General features: G+C 64.5%; 15 protein-coding genes. 9 read left to right on the top strand and 6 right to left on the bottom strand.

The genetic code is table 11. The annotated features are described in order from the left end of the window. Window positions 1–3,858: an ATP-binding protein gene (locus QW863_RS23745; protein WP_315712964.1), complete on the bottom strand. Its 3,858-nt coding sequence runs from the start codon at window positions 3,856–3,858 to the stop codon at window positions 1–3. 165 nt (window positions 3,859–4,023) lie between these two features. Here QW863_RS23745 and QW863_RS23750 point away from each other — a divergent pair, with 165 nt between their 5' ends. After that, window positions 4,024–5,328 carry a divalent metal cation transporter gene (locus QW863_RS23750; protein ID WP_315712966.1) on the top strand — a complete coding sequence of 435 codons (1,305 nt, stop codon included), beginning with the start codon at window positions 4,024–4,026 and terminating at the stop codon, window positions 5,326–5,328. Window positions 5,329–5,524: 196 nt separating this feature from the next. Next, window positions 5,525–7,156, top strand: coding sequence for an NAD-dependent malic enzyme (locus QW863_RS23755; RefSeq protein WP_315713635.1), 1,632 nt, complete (start codon window positions 5,525–5,527; stop codon window positions 7,154–7,156). Window positions 7,157–7,211: 55 nt separating this feature from the next. Here QW863_RS23755 and rocF read toward each other — a convergent pair whose 3' ends face one another. Then, the gene (gene rocF, locus QW863_RS23760) at window positions 7,212–8,186 is read right to left on the bottom strand and encodes an arginase (RefSeq protein WP_315768792.1); all 975 of its coding nucleotides are present in this window, start codon (window positions 8,184–8,186) and stop codon (window positions 7,212–7,214) included. Between the two features lie 194 nt (window positions 8,187–8,380). Between rocF and QW863_RS23765 the strand changes: the two genes are divergently transcribed. Next, a complete protein-coding gene (locus QW863_RS23765) occupies window positions 8,381–8,641 on the top strand; it encodes a hypothetical protein (protein ID WP_315712969.1) in 261 nt (86 codons plus the stop codon). Window positions 8,642–8,651: 10 nt separating this feature from the next. Here the strand turns inward: QW863_RS23765 and QW863_RS23770 are convergent, their stop codons facing one another. Beyond that, window positions 8,652–9,842, bottom strand: a complete 1,191-nt coding sequence (locus QW863_RS23770; protein WP_409977960.1) for an OpgC domain-containing protein — start codon at window positions 9,840–9,842, stop codon at window positions 8,652–8,654. 866 nt (window positions 9,843–10,708) lie between these two features. On the opposite strand from QW863_RS23770, the gene QW863_RS23775 reads away from it, so the two are divergent. Both QW863_RS23775 and QW863_RS23780 read left to right on the top strand, forming a co-directional pair. Continuing rightward, a complete protein-coding gene (locus QW863_RS23775) occupies window positions 10,709–10,861 on the top strand; it encodes a hypothetical protein (protein ID WP_315712972.1) in 153 nt (50 codons plus the stop codon). A 151-nt stretch (window positions 10,862–11,012) separates the two neighbouring features. Beyond that, on the top strand, window positions 11,013–11,327 hold the full coding sequence (locus QW863_RS23780; RefSeq protein ID WP_315712974.1) for a c-type cytochrome: 315 nt from the start codon (window positions 11,013–11,015) through the stop codon (window positions 11,325–11,327). Window positions 11,328–11,435: 108 nt separating this feature from the next. Here the strand turns inward: QW863_RS23780 and QW863_RS23785 are convergent, their stop codons facing one another. From QW863_RS23785 to QW863_RS23795, 3 genes are all read right to left on the bottom strand, one after another. Then, window positions 11,436–11,789 carry a phasin gene (locus QW863_RS23785; RefSeq protein ID WP_315713636.1) on the bottom strand — a complete coding sequence of 118 codons (354 nt, stop codon included), beginning with the start codon at window positions 11,787–11,789 and terminating at the stop codon, window positions 11,436–11,438. A gap of 100 nt (window positions 11,790–11,889) precedes the next feature. After that, window positions 11,890–12,180: a hypothetical protein gene (locus QW863_RS23790; protein WP_315712976.1), complete on the bottom strand. Its 291-nt coding sequence runs from the start codon at window positions 12,178–12,180 to the stop codon at window positions 11,890–11,892. A 197-nt stretch (window positions 12,181–12,377) separates the two neighbouring features. Then, complete coding sequence (locus QW863_RS23795) at window positions 12,378–13,397, bottom strand: GlxA family transcriptional regulator (protein ID WP_315712978.1); 1,020 nt, start codon at window positions 13,395–13,397, stop codon at window positions 12,378–12,380. A gap of 65 nt (window positions 13,398–13,462) precedes the next feature. On the opposite strand from QW863_RS23795, the gene QW863_RS23800 reads away from it, so the two are divergent. The 4 genes from QW863_RS23800 (at window position 13,463) to QW863_RS23815 (ending at window position 16,567) form a co-directional block, all read left to right on the top strand. Further along, window positions 13,463–14,173 (top strand): hypothetical protein, encoded by a 711-nt coding sequence (locus QW863_RS23800; protein ID WP_315712980.1) that lies wholly within the window; start codon window positions 13,463–13,465, stop codon window positions 14,171–14,173. Further along, window positions 14,173–15,465 carry an MFS transporter gene (locus tag QW863_RS23805; protein ID WP_315712982.1) on the top strand — a complete coding sequence of 431 codons (1,293 nt, stop codon included), beginning with the start codon at window positions 14,173–14,175 and terminating at the stop codon, window positions 15,463–15,465. Before QW863_RS23800 ends, QW863_RS23805 begins: the two co-directional genes overlap by 1 nt. Window positions 15,466–15,581: 116 nt before the next feature. Further along, entirely contained in the window at window positions 15,582–16,244 is a 663-nt protein-coding gene (locus tag QW863_RS23810) for a YqcI/YcgG family protein (protein ID WP_409977957.1), read from the top strand. Next, window positions 16,241–16,567 carry a cupin domain-containing protein gene (locus QW863_RS23815; RefSeq protein ID WP_315712986.1) on the top strand — a complete coding sequence of 109 codons (327 nt, stop codon included), beginning with the start codon at window positions 16,241–16,243 and terminating at the stop codon, window positions 16,565–16,567. The genes QW863_RS23810 and QW863_RS23815 overlap by 4 nt, the downstream gene beginning before the upstream one ends. Window positions 16,568–16,569 lie beyond the last annotated feature (2 nt).

The raw sequence follows: 16,569 nt of genomic DNA on the forward strand, positions 1-16,569 counted from the left end.
TCATGCCGACGACGCCGGCTTCGCGCCTGCGGCTCGCGCGGCCATGACCTGCCGCAGCACGCGCGACAGCTCGTCGACCGAGTAAGGCTTCTGGATCAGGCTGAAACCGTGACGGTCGCCGTCGGCGAGGACATGGCTGTAGCCGCTGTTGAGCACGATCGGGATCATCGGCAGCCGCCGGCGGATTTCCTGGCCGAGCGTCACCCCGTCCATGCCGGGCATCACGACGTCGCTGAGCACGAGGTCGAAGCTCTCGGGATCCTCGTCGATCATCCGCAGCGCATCCGTTCCGCTGCGCGCGAGCACCGTTCGGTAGCCGAGATCCTCGAGCAACTGCGTGGAGAACTCGCCGATTTCCGGATTGTCCTCGACGACCAGCACATTCCAGCGCGCGGCGAGCTGTTCGGGACCCTGCTCGCTCCGCTCGCGCGGTCCCAGCTGCTTGTGCGTCAGCGGGAGCAACAATGTCAGCTTCGTGCCCTTGCCGAGCTCACTGTCGACCAGCACCCGTCCGCCGGACTGATGAACGAAGCCGTAGACCTGAGACAGGCCGAGGCCGGTGCCGCGCCCAACCCCTTTGGTGGTGAAAAACGGCTCGAAGATCCGGTCGATCTGATCTGGAGGAATGCCGGATCCGGTGTCGCTGACGGCAATGGAGACGAACGACGACTGCCCGGGCCGACCGTCCTCTCGGACGATCTCGCCGCGAATGGTCAGGACGCCCTGCCCCTCCATCGCATCACGCGCATTGGCGACGAGGTTCACGAGCGCTGTCTCGAACTGATTGATGTCGACGTCGACCGGAAGCGGCCGCAATGCGAGGTCGAGTTCGATCACGGCCGGCGCTCCGAGGACGGTCTGCAGCATCTCTTCGATCCGCTCGATATGCCCCGCGGCATCGAAGACGCGGCGCTCCATCGGCGTCCGCCGCGCGAAGGCGAGCAACTGTCCGGTGAGCTTGGCGGCGCGATCCGCCGTGTCCGAGATCGCATCCACGTAGCGCCGCATGCGCTCCGGGGACAGCTGGCGCCGGCGCAACAGGTCGGCCGACGACCGGATCACGGTCAGCAGATTGTTAAAGTCGTGCGCGACGCCGCCGGTGAGCTGGCCGATCGCCTCCATCTTCTGGGCCTGGCGGAATGCTTCCTCCGCCTTGCGCCGTTCGGTCAGCTCGACCGCCTCGGGCACGATGGCGGCCACCTGTCCGGTCTCGTCCCGCACCGGCCGCATCTGGAAGTCGAACCAGCGCGAGCCGCCGACCGGCAGTTCGAGCTGCAGCTCCTGGCGCGCCCCGTCGCCGCGAGCGACGGCGTCGACCAGGGATCTGATCACCTCGGGCATGCCGGGCGTACCCGCAAACCACGGCGTCTCCCAGAATGGCAGCCCCGCGACCTCGTGCAGCGGCGCAGCGATCGCTTCGAGCGAGGTCGCATTGGCGTCCAGAAGCGTCCCATCGGACGAGAGCAGCGCTTGGAACGTGTAGCTCGCCTCGAAGATCGTCCGCAGCCGCGCCTCCTTGGCCTGCAGCTCCGCGGTACGCTCGGAGACCTGCGTCTCCAGACGCTCGTTCAGCTCACGCAGCGCGATCTCGGCCTCGTGCCGCACCCGCGACAGATCGATATTGGCGCGCACCCGCGCCAGCAGCTCGCGCGCGCTGAACGGCTTGGTGAGATAGTCGCTCGCCCCGGCATCAAGCCCCTCGACCTTGGCCTCCTCTCCGGCGCGCGCCGACAGCATGACCACAGGAATGTCGCGAAGCTGCGCATCGCTACGCAGCGCTTTCAGCAGGCCGAAGCCGTCGAGCCCCGGCATCATGACGTCGGTCAGCACGAGATCGGGGCGGCGCTGTCGGACGGCCTCCAGGGCCGCCATGCCATCGCTGACCGCCTCCACGTCATAATCCTCGCCGAGCAGACGGCGGACGTAGTCGCGCATATCAGGATTGTCGTCCGCGAGCACCACGCGATCACGGGCCGATGCCGTCGCGGAGCGAACTCCCAGGTCGTCGGATGATGACGGGTGAGGAAGCTCGAACGGCACACCGCCGTTCAACCACCCGAGCGCCTCCTCGATGTAGGCTTCGGCACGGACGTTGGTAACGGCCAGGACACGGGAAGGTCCGATCTGGCCCGCTGGCAGATGCGCCGAGCCTAGCGGAATGCGCACGGTGAAAACCGAGCCGCGGCCGAGCTCGCTGTCTACAGCGATCTCCCCTCCATGAAGCCTCACCAGCTCCTGAACGAGAGCGAGACCGATGCCGCTGCCCTCGAAGGATCGGCCGCGCGCGCCTTCGATGCGACGGAACCGTTCGAACAGGTGCGGCAGTTCACTGGGCGGGATGCCGGTGCCGGTGTCGCGAACCCTGAGCTCGGCATGATTGCCGTCAGTGGACAAGCCGATCGACACCGCGATTTCACCTTCGAAGGTGAACTTGAACGCATTCGACACCAGATTGAGAACGATCTTCTCCCACATGTCGCGGTCGACATACACCGGCTCGGACAGGGGCGTGGGGTCGATGGTGAGACGCAGGCCGGCAGGATCCGTCGCCGAGCGGAAGTTGGATACGAGCTCGGCCGTGAAAACCGCAAGATCGATCGGCTCGAAGTGCGCGGTCATGCGGCCGGCCTCGATGCGCGAGAAGTCGAGCAGCGTGTTGACGAGCTTCAACAGGCGAATGCCGTTGCGGTGGATCAGGCTGAGGACGGATCGCGCGTCGGAGGTGAGTTGGGCCTCGTCGCGGCCGAGCAGGTCTTCCAGCGGGCTCAACATCAGCGTCAGCGGCGTGCGAAACTCGTGGCTGATGTTGGAAAAGAACGTCGTCTTGGCGCGGTCGATTTCGGCCAGCGCTTCCGCCCGACGCCGCTCTGCCTGATAGGCCCCGCCATTGCTGACGGCCGCTGCAATCTGCCCCGCGACGAGGTTCAGGAAGCGGGCATAGCTCTCGTCGTAGAGACGGAACGGATTGAGACCTGCGATGAGGAATCCGCCCCGTCCGGCTTCCCCCGACGCGGGCAGCGGAAGCACAACGGCGTGCTGTGGCGGCTGACGCCATCCGCCGGTCGGAAAGCTGAGGCCGAACCGCCGCGGAAGGTCACGAACCAGCACCGCATCCTGCAGCTTCAGCGCTTCAGCCAGAGGCCACGTTCCCTCCGGCTGAATTCTCAGCCTCGGCTGAACGGCAGGATGATCGCGGTCGATGCCGGTCAGGGCCTCCAGTCGCGCCGCCTCGCCGTCCGGGTCGGTCATGTAGATCATTGCGAACGGCAGGTCGCGCGACTCCCGCGCCAAGGCGTCCGCGCAGCTTGCGCAGGCCTGATCGATGCTGCGGGCCCCGGCCCCGGCATTTGCCAGTTCGCGCAGCAACGACAGCTGGCGCTCGCTGATCACGCGCTGAGTGTCATCGGTGTTCGCGCAGAAGATTCCTCCGGGTGATCCATCGTCGTCCGGAATGGGACTGTAGGAAAATGTGTAGTACGTCTCCTCGGGAAAGCCGTTGCGCTCCATGATCAGGAGTTGCGCCTCGACATAGGTGCCCTGATCACCGCCGCCGGCCTTGGCCAGCAACGGACCGATGTCCTCCCAGATCTCGTGCCAGACTGCAGAGATCGGTCGGCCGAGAGCCCACGGATGTTTGCCGCCGATGATGGTCTTGTAAGCATCGTTGTAGAGATAGATCAGCTCCCTGCCCCAACCGATCCAGATCGGCTGTTGGGATGTCAACATGATCCTGACGGCCGTCTTCAGGCTCTGCGGCCAACGCGCCGGCGGTCCGATCGAGGTGCTCTCCCAATCGAACCGCAACATCAGTCCGGCCAGCTCACTGCCTCCGGAAAAAAGCCTCTCGCGCTCGGCCATGCCGAGCTCCTGATCGTGCCCTGTTTGTCGCTGGTCCGGCACGCGCTCCCCCTGGTCGAAATCCGACGTGATCTGGAACGCTGGTAATCTCCTCCGGTTCCGGAGCCGGGAACAAAAAGGGGTCGTGCGACTTCGAGAGACATACACCGCCGGGGGAGCGCTGCCATGGCCACGACCATCGGATCTGAACCGAACAAGCCGAAACGGTCGCTCTGGAGCGTATTCCGGCTGTTGGGTCCAGGTCTCGTGACCGGTGCCGCCGACGACGATCCGTCGGGAATAGCGACGTACTCCCAGGCCGGCGCGCAGTTCGGCTACGGGCTGTTGTGGACGGTCTTTCTGACAGCGCCTTTCATGATCGCGATCCAGCTGGTGAGCGCGCGCATTGGCCGTGTCACCGGCAAAGGGCTGGCGGCCAACATCACCGCGCTTGCGCCACGCGGCATCGTCTTCGGCCTCGTCGCGCTCCTGGTCGGCGCCAACACCTTCAACATCGCAGCCGACATTGCGGCGATGGCGGAGTCGCTGTCGCTGGTGATCGGCGGTCTCAATCATGAGCACGCGCTGATCTTCGCCGCCGGCTCGACGCTGCTCCAGGTATTCCTGCCCTACCGCCGCTACGCACCCTTCATCAAGGTGCTGACCCTCAGCCTGTTCGCCTACGTCGCGACCGCCTTGATGGTCAAAGTGCCCTGGAGCACGGCGCTGCTCGCGGCGGTTTGGCCCAGCTTCTCGACGGAGGCCAACTATCTGCTGACGGTGGTGGCTGTGCTCGGCACCACCATCAGCCCCTACCTGTTCTTCTGGCAGGCCTCGCAGGAGGTCGAGGAGATGAACCAGGGCAAGGTCGACCGTCCCTTGCGCGAGCTGTCGAAGAAGGACCACCCCGACCTCCGACGGATCAGGATCGACACCACGATCGGCATGATCTTCTCGAACGCGATCGCGTTCTTCATCATCGTGACGACCGCCACGGTGCTGCACGCGCATGGCATCACCAGGATCGACTCGGCGACGCAGGCGGCCGAAGCCCTACGCCCGCTCGCGGGCGACTTCACCTTCCTGTTGTTCGCGCTCGGCATCATCGGGACCGGCATGCTGGCGATCCCGGTGCTGGCGGGCTCGGCGGCATACGCCGTCGCCGAGATCTTCGGCTGGCACGCGACCCTGGAGGCCAAGCCGGACGAGGCGGTCGGCTTCTACAGCATCATCGCTGCCGCCACGATCATCGGCTTCGGGCTCGGCTTCACCGGCATCGACCCGATCCATATGCTGGTGTGGAGCGCCGTGCTCAACGGCATCGCCGCTGTGCCGATCATGGCGATGATGATGGTGATCGTGTCCAATGCCAGACTGATGGGCCGCTTCCGCGGACGGACTTGGCTGATCGCCCTGGGGTGGATGGGGACAGGTATCATGGCCATCGCCGTGCTGGCGCTGCTTTGGTCATTCGTCACGGGCCGCGCCTAGCGGCCATCGCATTTCCCTCTGCGTGGGCTGCAACGCAGTTGCACAACGTCATTGGTGCAATGCGGAACGTAAACTGTGTTAACAGTCCCGTTCCCGCCATCCCGCCGCGATTGATGCCGATCAACGTCGGGCGCGCTCCGGTATGGCGGTGCTCGAACAAAGGACCTCGGAGACTGCCTTGACCCAGCCGCAACGCATGAGCGCATCGACGCTACCCCCCTATTCTCCGCGCGGACTCGCGCTGCTGCGCGATCCGCTGCTCAACAAGGGCACCGGCTTTACCGAGCAGGAGCGCGATGCGCTCGGCCTGCGCGGCTTCCTGCCCGCCGGGGTCATGTCGATGCAGGCCCAGGCCGAGCGGATCCTGGTCAATCTTCGCAGCCTGTCCAGCGACCTCGAGAAGTACGTGGCACTGAACGCACTGCATGACCGCAACGAAGCGCTGTTCTTCCGGGTGGTCTGCGACAACATCGACGAGATCCAGCCGCTGATCTACACGCCGACCGTCGGCCTCGCCTGCCAGAAATTCGGCCTGATCTTCCAGCGTCCGCGCGGCCTGTTCATCTCGGCCAACGACCGCGGCCGGATCGCGGAGATCCTCGCCAACTGGCCGTATCGCGCCAAGCTCATCGTCGTCACCGACGGCGAGCGCATACTGGGCCTCGGCGATCTCGGCGCCAACGGCATGGGCATTCCGGTCGGCAAGCTGTCGCTGTACTCGGCCTGCGCCGGCATCCATCCGGAAGAGTGCCTGCCCGTCATGCTCGATGTCGGCACCAACAACGAAGAGCTTCTGGCCGACCCCTACTACATTGGGCTGCGCCAGAAGCGCCTTACGGGCGAAGCCTACGACACGTTCGTCGACGAGTTCATGACCGCGGCCCGCGCCGCCTTCCCGGGCGTGCTGATCCAGTTCGAGGACTTCGCCAACCACGCCGCATTCAAGCTGCTGCACAAATATCGCGACGACGCCTGCGTCTTCAACGACGACATCCAGGGCACGGCGGCGGTGGCGCTTGCCGGCCTGTTTTCGGCGCTGCGCATCACCGGCGGCAAGCTCCGCGACCAGACGGTGCTGTTCCTCGGGGCCGGCGAGGCGGCCACCGGCATCGCGGATCTCGTCGTCTCCGCCATGATGGCCGAGGGCCTGTCCGAAGCAGAGGCGCTGCGGCGCAACTGGCTGACGGACTCGCGCGGCCTCGTCATCAAGGGGCGAGAGAACCTGCACGGCCACAAGCTGCGCTATGCGCACGACCAGGCGCCGATCGCAGACTTCCTGACCGCGATCAGGACGCTGAAGCCGACCGCGATCATCGGCGTGGCGGCCGTCGGCGGCGCCTTCACGCCAGAAGTGCTGCAGGCCATGGCCGAACTGAACGAGCGACCCATCATCTTCGCGCTCTCCAACCCGACCTCGAAGGCGGAATGCTCCGCGGAGTCGGCCTATCGCTATACCCAGGGCCGCGCGCTGTTCGCCTGCGGCAGCCCCTACGATCCGGTCAAGCTCGACGGCAAGACCTTCGTGCCGCGCCAGGGCAACAACTCCTACATCTTTCCCGGCGTCGGCCTGGGTGCCATCGCCAGCGGCGCGCGGCTGGTGACCGACGAGATGTTCATGGCCGCCGCGCATACCCTGGCGAACTGCGTCACCGGCGCCGATCTTGAGCAGGGCAGCCTTTACCCGGCGCTGCCGCGCATCCGCGAGGTGTCTGCCTATATCGGCGCCGCGGTGGCCGGCGTTGCCTATCAGAACGGGCTCGCCACAGGGCCTGCGCCGAACGATCTGCTCGGCTTCGTCGAGTCGAAGATGTACGACGCCCGCTACTGAGCCCGAGATCGCGGATGCCTCGGGCTCACCGAGGTCGAGTGAGGAGGCATCCGCTCTATTGATCCGGAACGATCGCATTGCTCGGCGTCGGCCGGTCCGTGATCTGCTGACCGAACAGGCTGGCGACCAGTTCGACGGCGACGCGCGCGGTCTTGCCGCGCTCGTCGAGGAACGGGTTGAGCTCGACGATGTCGACCGAACGGACCAGGCCGGAATCGTGCAGCATCTCCATGATGAGATGCGCCTCGCGATAGGTCGCGCCGCCCGGTACGGTCGTGCCGACGCCGGGGGCGACCTCGGGATCGAGGAAGTCGACATCGAAGCTCACATGCAGGACGCCGTTCCGCGCACGAACCTTGTCGAGGATCCGGCGCATCAGCACGCCGACGCCGAATTCGTCGATGGCGCGCATGTCGGCGATGCTGATACGCCGGAGACGCAGCAGTTCCTTTTCCGCTCTGTCGATCGAGCGGATGCCGAACAGCTCCAACTGATCTGGGGTGATGGACGTGCGTGCCTCGTCGCCGAGCAGACCATCGAGACCCGGCTCGCCGCACAAGAACGCGGCGGACATGCCGTGCATGTTCGCCGTGATGGTGGTTTCAGGCGTGTTGTAATCGGCATGTGCGTCGAGCCAGAGCACGAACAGCTCGCGCCCGATCTCGCGGCAATGGCGCGCGATCCCATTCACCGACCCCATCGACAGCGAATGGTCGCCGCCGAGGAACACCGGGATGGCGCCGGTCTGCGCCAGCTCTTGACTGCGACGCGCCAGCACCCGCGACCAGCGCTGGATCTGGCGATAGTGCTTGGCCTTCATCGGGGGCTCGTCAACCTGCTCCGTCATGTCGGCGATGCCGACATCGCCGTAGTCGGTGACGTCGAGCCCGAGGCTTTCCAGCACGGTGACGAGACCTGCGGTGCGCAGCGCAGCAGGCCCCATCAGCGTACCGCGGACCGACGCGCCGAGATCGATCGGCGCACCAAGGACGGCGATGCGATGTGGCGTTGTAAGGTCTGGAGAAGCCAAGACGGAATCCTTTCATCGACGGCCGGTCGCCCAGCGTAGCGCGATTTTGCACCGCATGCTTCGCCAGCGACGTCTCGGTCCATGGGAACCAATCGCATCAGCCGGCATTTTCAGGAGCACTACATTCGCCCTCGGCCGAATCGCGTCGGCACGGGGGTGCCAATCCGACGAGCCGCGGCAAGAAGGCAACGACAGTGAACAGCGAAACGTTCGAAACACCTCCACAGCCGGGCGTTGCCGAACGCGCGCTCGACACCGCGACGGACATGTCACACACACTCGGCGAGGTGGTGGGCACGCTGGGTGCGGCCGTCGACCGACTGAGCGAAGCGGCAAGGGCCGCGCGGCGGCCCGGAACCGCCCTGTCGACCATCAGCGCGATCACCCGCGAGGCGCCGCTCGCGAGCCTGTTCGTCGCCTTCCTGCTCGGGGTCACCGTCGCACGCCGGCGTTGAGGAGCGGTGGTCAGAACAGCCGCGGCCCGCGCCGGTCGAGCTGTGATTCCCATGTCAGCAGCGTGGCCGCGATGGTCATGATCGCGATCCCGGCGACACTGATCAGCAGCTGCATCGCCAGCCCGCTCGCCACGTCGGTCAGAATGACCTGGCCGAGGAAGGCCAGCAGCACACCCTGGCAATAGATCGGGAGCGAGTTCTCGCCGCACCTGATCATGGCCGTCATCAGCGGACGAATCGGCCCCTTCCAGTCCCGCGGCGCCAGCCGCGACACCACGAAGGCAAGCGCCAGGAAGTGCAAGAGCCGCACTGGCGCCAGGTGGCTCTTGTAGATCGGATAGATCAGGCCGCTGATGGCCGACGGGATCAGGTTCTCGAGACTCTTGAACTCCCAGCTGAGCGCCATCAACAGGCTGAACGCGAGATAGGTGATCGCCACGATCAACAGCGCTCGCGAGTCGAGGAGCGGACGCAGGCGCGTGGTGCCGGCACAGCCGTACCAGGCGCCGATCACGAACAGGAACTGCCAGGCGAACGGATTGAAATACAGTTCGCCGCTCGGCCACGCCGGCACCTGCCAGCTGAACAGCTGAACCATCATGTAGAGCAGGAATGAAAGCACCAGCGTCAACGTCGCGCTGGTGATCATCAGCCACAGGATGACGGGAAAGCAGATGTGCAGGATTGCGAACGTCAGCAGGATGTCGGTGTTGACGGGCGCGAATTGCAGCAGCGCCACATGCACCAGCGTGGGCCCGGGCTCGCGAAAGAAGAAGCCGGTGTTGGTCTCGTCGACGAAGCGCGTGCCGCCGCCGATCACCCAGACCAGCGCCGCATAGGCGAGCAGCAGCACCAGGAACGCCGCATAGATCTCCCAGGCGCGCCGCAGCGCCCGCACCACCGTGGTCGCCCAGCCCTGCTTCGGCAGCGCTCCGCCATAGGCGAGCATGCAGGTGTAGCCGGAGACGAAGACGAACACCTCGGAGGTGTCGCTGAAGCCGTAATTGCGCAGCGTCAGCCACGCCAGCGAATTGTCCGGAACATGATCGATGAAGATGAACCAAAGGGCGAGCCCCCGGAACGCGTCGACCCGGAGGTCACGACCTCCGTTGCCGCTGCCGGCTGCCACGCTATCTGTCTTCGCCAGCTCTTGATCATCGGCAAACAAGATGGACCTCGTCTCGGGATGGCGGACTAACATCGACTCCGGCATGTCGTGCCTTGATATCTCCTGCCGGCCATCGATCGGAACTCGAATCCGCCACACGCGTCGTCCGCCCTTCTGGCAAATTTCGGGCCCTTGAACGCAGCCCCCGTCTGCGTCTTCAGGCTGCCCCGCGATTTCCGCCGATTGTGCACGGCCGATATCCGTACCGGAAAAGTGTGCACGGAATCCGGGCACCTGCGGAACATTGTCGGCATGGTGGTGTTAACCCTCTAACCACCGCGGAGCTGGCAATTGTTCCAGTCCCGTATTTGCCCGGATTGATTGTAGATTGGTTAGACATTGACTTTGAGTGGAAGTGTTGACAGGGGGGGGTTCCGTGATCCACCGAGGTGTTCAATATACCGTCGTGGCGACTGCTGAACCGGACATTTGGGAATGGCGGTACGAGTTTGGCGATCAGATCAAGACCGGACGCACCCAGACCAGACTCGCTGCGCTCGCAGCGCGGCGCGTGAAGTCGAAGATCGATGCGGCCCTCCGTGCGGCCCAGACGGGTTCCGTGTCCACGGTAAACGTTGCCGAACGGATCGGCAGGGCGAAGGCCGCATCGCATAGCCTGACCTGACATTCTGCCCTCCGGCAGTCCGGCACGCGCCGGTCGCCTCATCGTCTGTTGAGACAGATCAAGGCATCGATGCCGGCATTTGTCATGTTCAGATGATGGAAACTCTCGTTTTTCGCTGCTCCCAGACGGGATCGAACGTTCAGATCGACTTGGCCGCACCGGCTCTTGCCGACCAGTTCGATGCCTATGAGGCGGCCGCATGCCCAGCATGTGGCGGTACGCATCTCGTCAACAGGCTGAGCGGAAAGATGCTGAGCGACAGGGAGGGCTCGACATGTCCTACGTTGCGGAAGAGTTGACGATCACCGCCTCGACCGACGTGTCTCGCCCGGCCGATATGTCTTGGCTGCGCCGCGCGACCGCGCTCCTGAAGGCAATCGTCAGCCGGATCGACCTGTCCCACTTTCCCAAATCATGCTGTAATTGACGTCGAGATTCATCGACGTGCCGCGCGTGCCTGCGAGACGGAGCCGCCAAGATCGCTCCTCTCCGGGGGCGAAACATTCCTTCGTGAGCCACCCGCCGTCACTCCGGCGAGGTATGCCACCACCCAACAGACAAAGATCAGGAGTTCCTTGATGCACGCCTCGGTGATGAGAGTTATGGCGATCGCGATCGCGGCTGCGGCATCGACACCGGCCTGGGCCGCCGATCCGGATCACGGCGGAGATCTGGCCCGTCGCTGGTGCGCCTCGTGCCACCTCATCGAGGGGACGCAGAAGCAGGCCAGCGCGGACGTTCCCTCCTTCGCCCAGATTGCTCAGAGAACGGATTTCACGCCGGAGAAGGTCGCGTTTTTCCTGCTCGACCCGCATCCGAAGATGCCAAGCTTCCCGCTCAACCGGCTGGAGGCAGCCGACATCGCCGCCTATATCGGCAGCCTGCGAAAATAGGGCTGGGCTCTTTCGCCCGTCTCGTCCGCTCGCATCCATTCGGCGGCAGCACTGCCGCCGAGTTCCGTCCATGCAGACCGTCGCTCCTGCGACGGCGAGGCTCGCGCTTCAGCTCTTGGGCTCGGTCGCCTTGCTCGCGGCCGACATGATGCTCGCCGTGATCGTCTTCATGTGTTCACCGGCGTTGGTGAACTGGCTGCGCAGGAACTCGGACTGGATCCGCATCGCCTCCTCGAGCTCGGTGGCGTGAACGAGCTTTCGAGCGTGCTCGAAGGCCGTCTTGATGTTCTGCTCGGTAAGAGTGAGCGCCTGCTTGGACATGTCGGCGGCAGGCCCGGGAACTGTGCCGATCGACTTGCCGGCTGCGTCGAAGAACATCTCGAATGCTTTTTCAGCCTGCGAGATGGTCTTTTCGGCCAGGTCCCGCAGTTCAGCGGGCACTTCCAGTTTGGTTTGGGTCATCGTTGCTTCCTCCACGACAGATCCAACTACCACATCCGACTCCCTGCGTCGCCGTACAAATGGATGCGGAGGAAAGCCGCCAGCGGCTGTCAGAATGCGGCTATACGTTGACGCGCAATCTGCAAAGCGTATTCGATCGAAGCGAGGTGACGATCATAGATCCGTCGCGCGCGCTCGTCCGCAACAGGCCCGAGAGCTCTCGCGCATGCTGCAGGGCAAGATCGAGGAGGAGGACAGTTTTTCTCGCATCCTCCCTGACGCTGAATGCACCGACTCGCACGGTGTCCATGAGGCCAGCACCGGCCACCACAACCACCGCCTTCTGCTCAGCGCTCGCAAAGGCGGCCTCAGGAGAGAGTGTCCTCGTGCGAAAGGGAACGATGTTGGTCATTGGCCTTTCCCCTCGGCGGAGGCGGATCTGCATCAAATTTTCAGCATTATACACGTGGCCTTTTACGGAAGGCTTTGAGCGCTCGCATAAGGCATGGCCGCACCGGCCTCAAAGCGAGCGGCGGGATTGACCCGAAAGCAAAGGAAAGGGCGCCGAGTCCGGCGGATCTTGTCAGCCCCGGTTGCGGCAAGCGCCGCTCAGCCCGAGAAGCGGCGCCGATACTCCGACGGCGACACGCCGAGATGCCGCAGGAACGCCCGCCGCATGCGCTCGTCGTCGCCAAAGCCCGCCCGTTTGGCGATTTCGACCACGTTTTCGATCTGGCGGCTTTCGAGTAGGAGGCGCGCCGTCTCGACCCTGAGCGCCTCGACTCCCTGTGCCGGGGTCATGCCGGTGCGGCTGACATAGGTGCGCGCAAAGGTGCGCGGCGTCATGCCGGCTCGCGCGGCCAGCGCCTCGACCCGCAAGTCGCTGGCGATGTTCTCGATGATCCAGGCATGCAGCGCACTGAACCGACCCTCGACGTCGGACGCCTGCGCCGCCAGGACGGTCGAAAACTGACTCTGGCCACCAGGACGTTTCAGAAAGACGACGAGCCGGCGCGCCACGTCGAGCGCGATCGTATGGCCGAAATCCTCCTCGATCATCGCCAGCGCGAGATCGATGCCGGCGCTCACGCCTGCGGATGACCAGACCCGGCCATCCTGCACAAAGATCGCGTCGGGCTCGACCTTCACGTTCGGAAAACTGTCCTGCAGACGGGGGCAGTAGCGCCAATGTGTCGCGGCCCGCCTGCCCTCCAGCGCGCCGACCCATGCCAGCGCAAAGGCGCCCAGGCAGACGGATGCGATGCGCCGGGCACCGGGGAGCACCTGGCCGATCCACTGCATCACCGTCTCGTCCTGCCGCAGCTTCCAGATGCCAGGCCCCCCCGGGATCAGCAGCGTATCGACCTCCTCAGGCTTCAGGGACGAGAGTGGCGCAGTGTCGATCATCAGGCCGACATCGGTCGGCACCAGTCCGCCCTCCTTGGACACGTAGCTCAGCGCATAGCCCGGCCCCGGCAGCTCGATCTCGCTGAGTTCGGCGAACACCTGCGCCGGGCCGGAAACGTCGAGCAACGTCACTCCGGGAAAGGCAAAGATGGCCAGCCGCCTTTCGGCACTATCTCGACGCACCGCAGCACGCCGGGGAGAGTTGGCAGAATTCGAGGGCATATTGTCCTTTAAGCCATCGGAGGACCGCCTGTATAGCTCGACCTTGCAGTGGTGGAGTTCACGCGATGTCGCGCAATTTGGACGGTCGATACAGGACCATCGCCTCGCCCTGGGACGACTACACCGTCTACAGCTTTTCCGACGCGTCGGAGATCGAGCTGTCTGATCGGCAGCCGATCATGGATGCGATGAATTCGATCATTGCCATTAACTGGAAAGCAATCGAACCGCATTGGACCGCGGCCTCGTCGCCATTCAACGGCAAATACGGCCTCGTTCTGGTCTACGATCACGTCGGACTGGTCGCGTTCTCGGTCTATCGCGTGATGACCATCGCGCAGCGGCCGGCCATTTATCGCAGTGGGACCGAAGTATTACCCGCACATCAGGGTCGTGGCCTGTATGGGTTCTTTACGTCGCAGATCCTCAGGCATCACGGGTCGGTCACACCCGGCGAAGAAATTCTTTACGGATGGCGTACGCGCAACCCGATCGTGTGGGCTGCCAACGCCAAGATCTGCGAGAGAGTCGCGCCGTCGCTGCTCGATGAGACGGCGGATGCCGAGTTGCAGGCCGCCTGCGTCGAGATGTGCGCGACGATCTATCCGGGCAAGCCGCTCGAGGTGCCCCGCATGATCATGCGCGGCGCCTACGGACACATCCAGCACATCAGGCAAGACTATCACGGCAGGGCCTCGCTGGTCGAGACCGCGATGTCGCGGATCATCCCGGATTCCGCCGACGCCCTGTTCTCCGTCGGCTATGCGAGGGTGTGATGGCGGCGCTCGGACAACAAGCGGTCGCATCCTCTCCGCTCCGGTTCCTCGATCGCGCCTATGTTGCGTGGGGTACAGTCGCGCTCGCCTACGCCGTCGCCTTCCTGCAGCGGATGTCGCCGCAGACCGTGGGCCTCGACTTCATGCGCGACTTCGGCACCGACGCCTCCGGCGTCGCGATGCTCGCTTCCAGCTACTTCTGGGGCTACACCTTGATGCAGATCCCCGCGGGCGTTCTGGTCGACCGCTACGGTGTGAAGCGTGTCGTGCTGTGCAGCTTGACGGCGTCGGTGCTCGGCAGTGCCGCCTTCGCCCTGTCGCCCAGCCTGCTCGACGTCTTCGTCGCGCGCGTGGTCGTGGCCTGCGGCGACGCGCTGGTGTTCACGGCGCTGCTGAAGCTCGTCGCGCAGAGCTTTTCCGACCAGCGTTTCGGCTTGATGTCCGGCATCTCCCAGGTGTCGGGCTATGTCGGCGGCGTCCTCGCCACGACCCCGCTCGCCGCTGCGGTCAGCGGCTTCGGCTGGCGCGCCTGCTTTCTCTTCATCGCCTGCGTCGGCGTCGCGAACTTTGCCTGCGCGTTCGCGACCTTGAAATCGGCACCGGCGAACTACACCAGCCGGACGTTGAAGAGCGTCCTGGTCACAAGCTGGCATGCGCTCGGATCGGCCGCGACCTGGGGCTGCGCCATGAGCTTCGCTGCCCATTTCGCGGTCGTGACCACGCTCGCCGGGGTATGGGGCATCCCGATGGTCGCGCATTATTTCGGCATCTCGCCTTCGGCGGCCGGCGGTCCCCTGCTCGCTTTCATGGTCGGCAACGCCATCGGATCGATCTTTCTCGGCCATGCCGCGGACCGGATGCAGTCGCTCAATGCAGCTCTGATCTCCATCACCTTGCTGCGCATGCTGCTCGTCGTGATGCTGTTGCCGGCACTGGCGCACAGCTTCGGCTTCTTCTATGTCGGCGCGGTGTTCGCCGTGCTCGGTCTGGTGGCCGGGGGCACCGTGCCGCTGATCCTGAAAAGCACCAAGCATCTCTACACGGCGGAGCGCATCGGCGTCGGCGCATCGATCAATACGACGGCCGCCGGCATTTTTGCCGGACTGGCTCAGCCGGTGATCGCCTTTGCCATGGTGAGTGCGAGCGGCCTCAACCCCGACATCGGATCAAGCCTGCGCAGTGCCGCCAGCGATTCCGGCTACGCAGCCCTGATCGAAATTCTCGTTCTGATGTCGCTTCCTGGACTCCTTGGGCCGCTGATGATGAGGCGCAAATTGATACTTCGTACTTAAGCATAAGAACAGAGAGGGTCAGTATGTCGCGTTTGTATTTGAGAAGGGACGAAGCCCGATCCGGCCATCAGGCCGGCACCTGGCAAAGTGTCCTGTTTTCGGAATTCGAGGCTCAGATGAGCAGCGAAGCAAGACCCTTTCCGTGCGTATTCGGCGTCGCGGGCTATCGTCACGATCAGCTTCGTTATCTGTTTCTCGACCCCATCGACATCGACGTGCTCGGCCAGCAGCTCGCCTTGTTCGTCTCGGAGAGCCGCTCGCACGGACCCAACACCTCGCTGGTGCTGTTCACGCGCCCGCGCCCGGTCCAGACCATCAACTCTTACTACAAGAAGTTCTGGCACATCCTCGATCAGCTGGCGCGCGTCGACAGCCAGCCGTGGCCCGCCGAAATTCCCGAGACCGTCGATCATCCGATGTGGGAGTTTTCGTTTGCCGGTGAGCCGATCTTCGTCGTCTGCAGCACGCCCGCGCATGTGATGCGGCAAAGCCGCCGCTCGAGCGCATTCATGCTGACCTTCCAGCCGCGCTGGGTGTTCGAACGGATGCTCGGCACGGAGGAGGCGGCCGCCAAGGCCTTCGGCGAGGTGCGCAAACGGCTGGTCCCGTTCGACACGACGGCGCCTTCGCCCCAGCTCGGACGCTACGGCAATCCGGAGGGCCGGGAGTTCAAACAGTACTTCCTCTACGACGACAACCAGCCGCCGCCGGCCTGTCCCTTCCACAAGCTGGCGCAGACCAAGCCATCGTCCATTGCAGACAAGGAGCAGGCCGCATGACCCAGATCATCGCTGGAACGAAGACCAGCTTCGCGATCGATCCCGACATCCTAGCGTTGTTGCCGACGCAGGGCTGCATCGAGCTGCAGCACGATGCGGCCGGCAAGGTTCACGCCTTCCATACCCACCCGGTCGACGAAATCCTCGTCGTGATCCAGGGACGACTCACGTTTCGTTGGGAAGGTGGCGAGCGCATCTGCACGGCCGGCGACAGGATTCTGCTGCCGGCCGGGACGCTGCACGAATCGGAAGCGCTGGATGATGCAATCTATGCGATTGCGACGCGACCTCCCGCAACCATTGCGGGTAATCGGGAGGGATGAGC

Source organism: Bradyrhizobium sp. SZCCHNR1017, assembly GCF_032381375.1.
GTDB lineage: Bacteria > Pseudomonadota > Alphaproteobacteria > Rhizobiales > Xanthobacteraceae > Bradyrhizobium.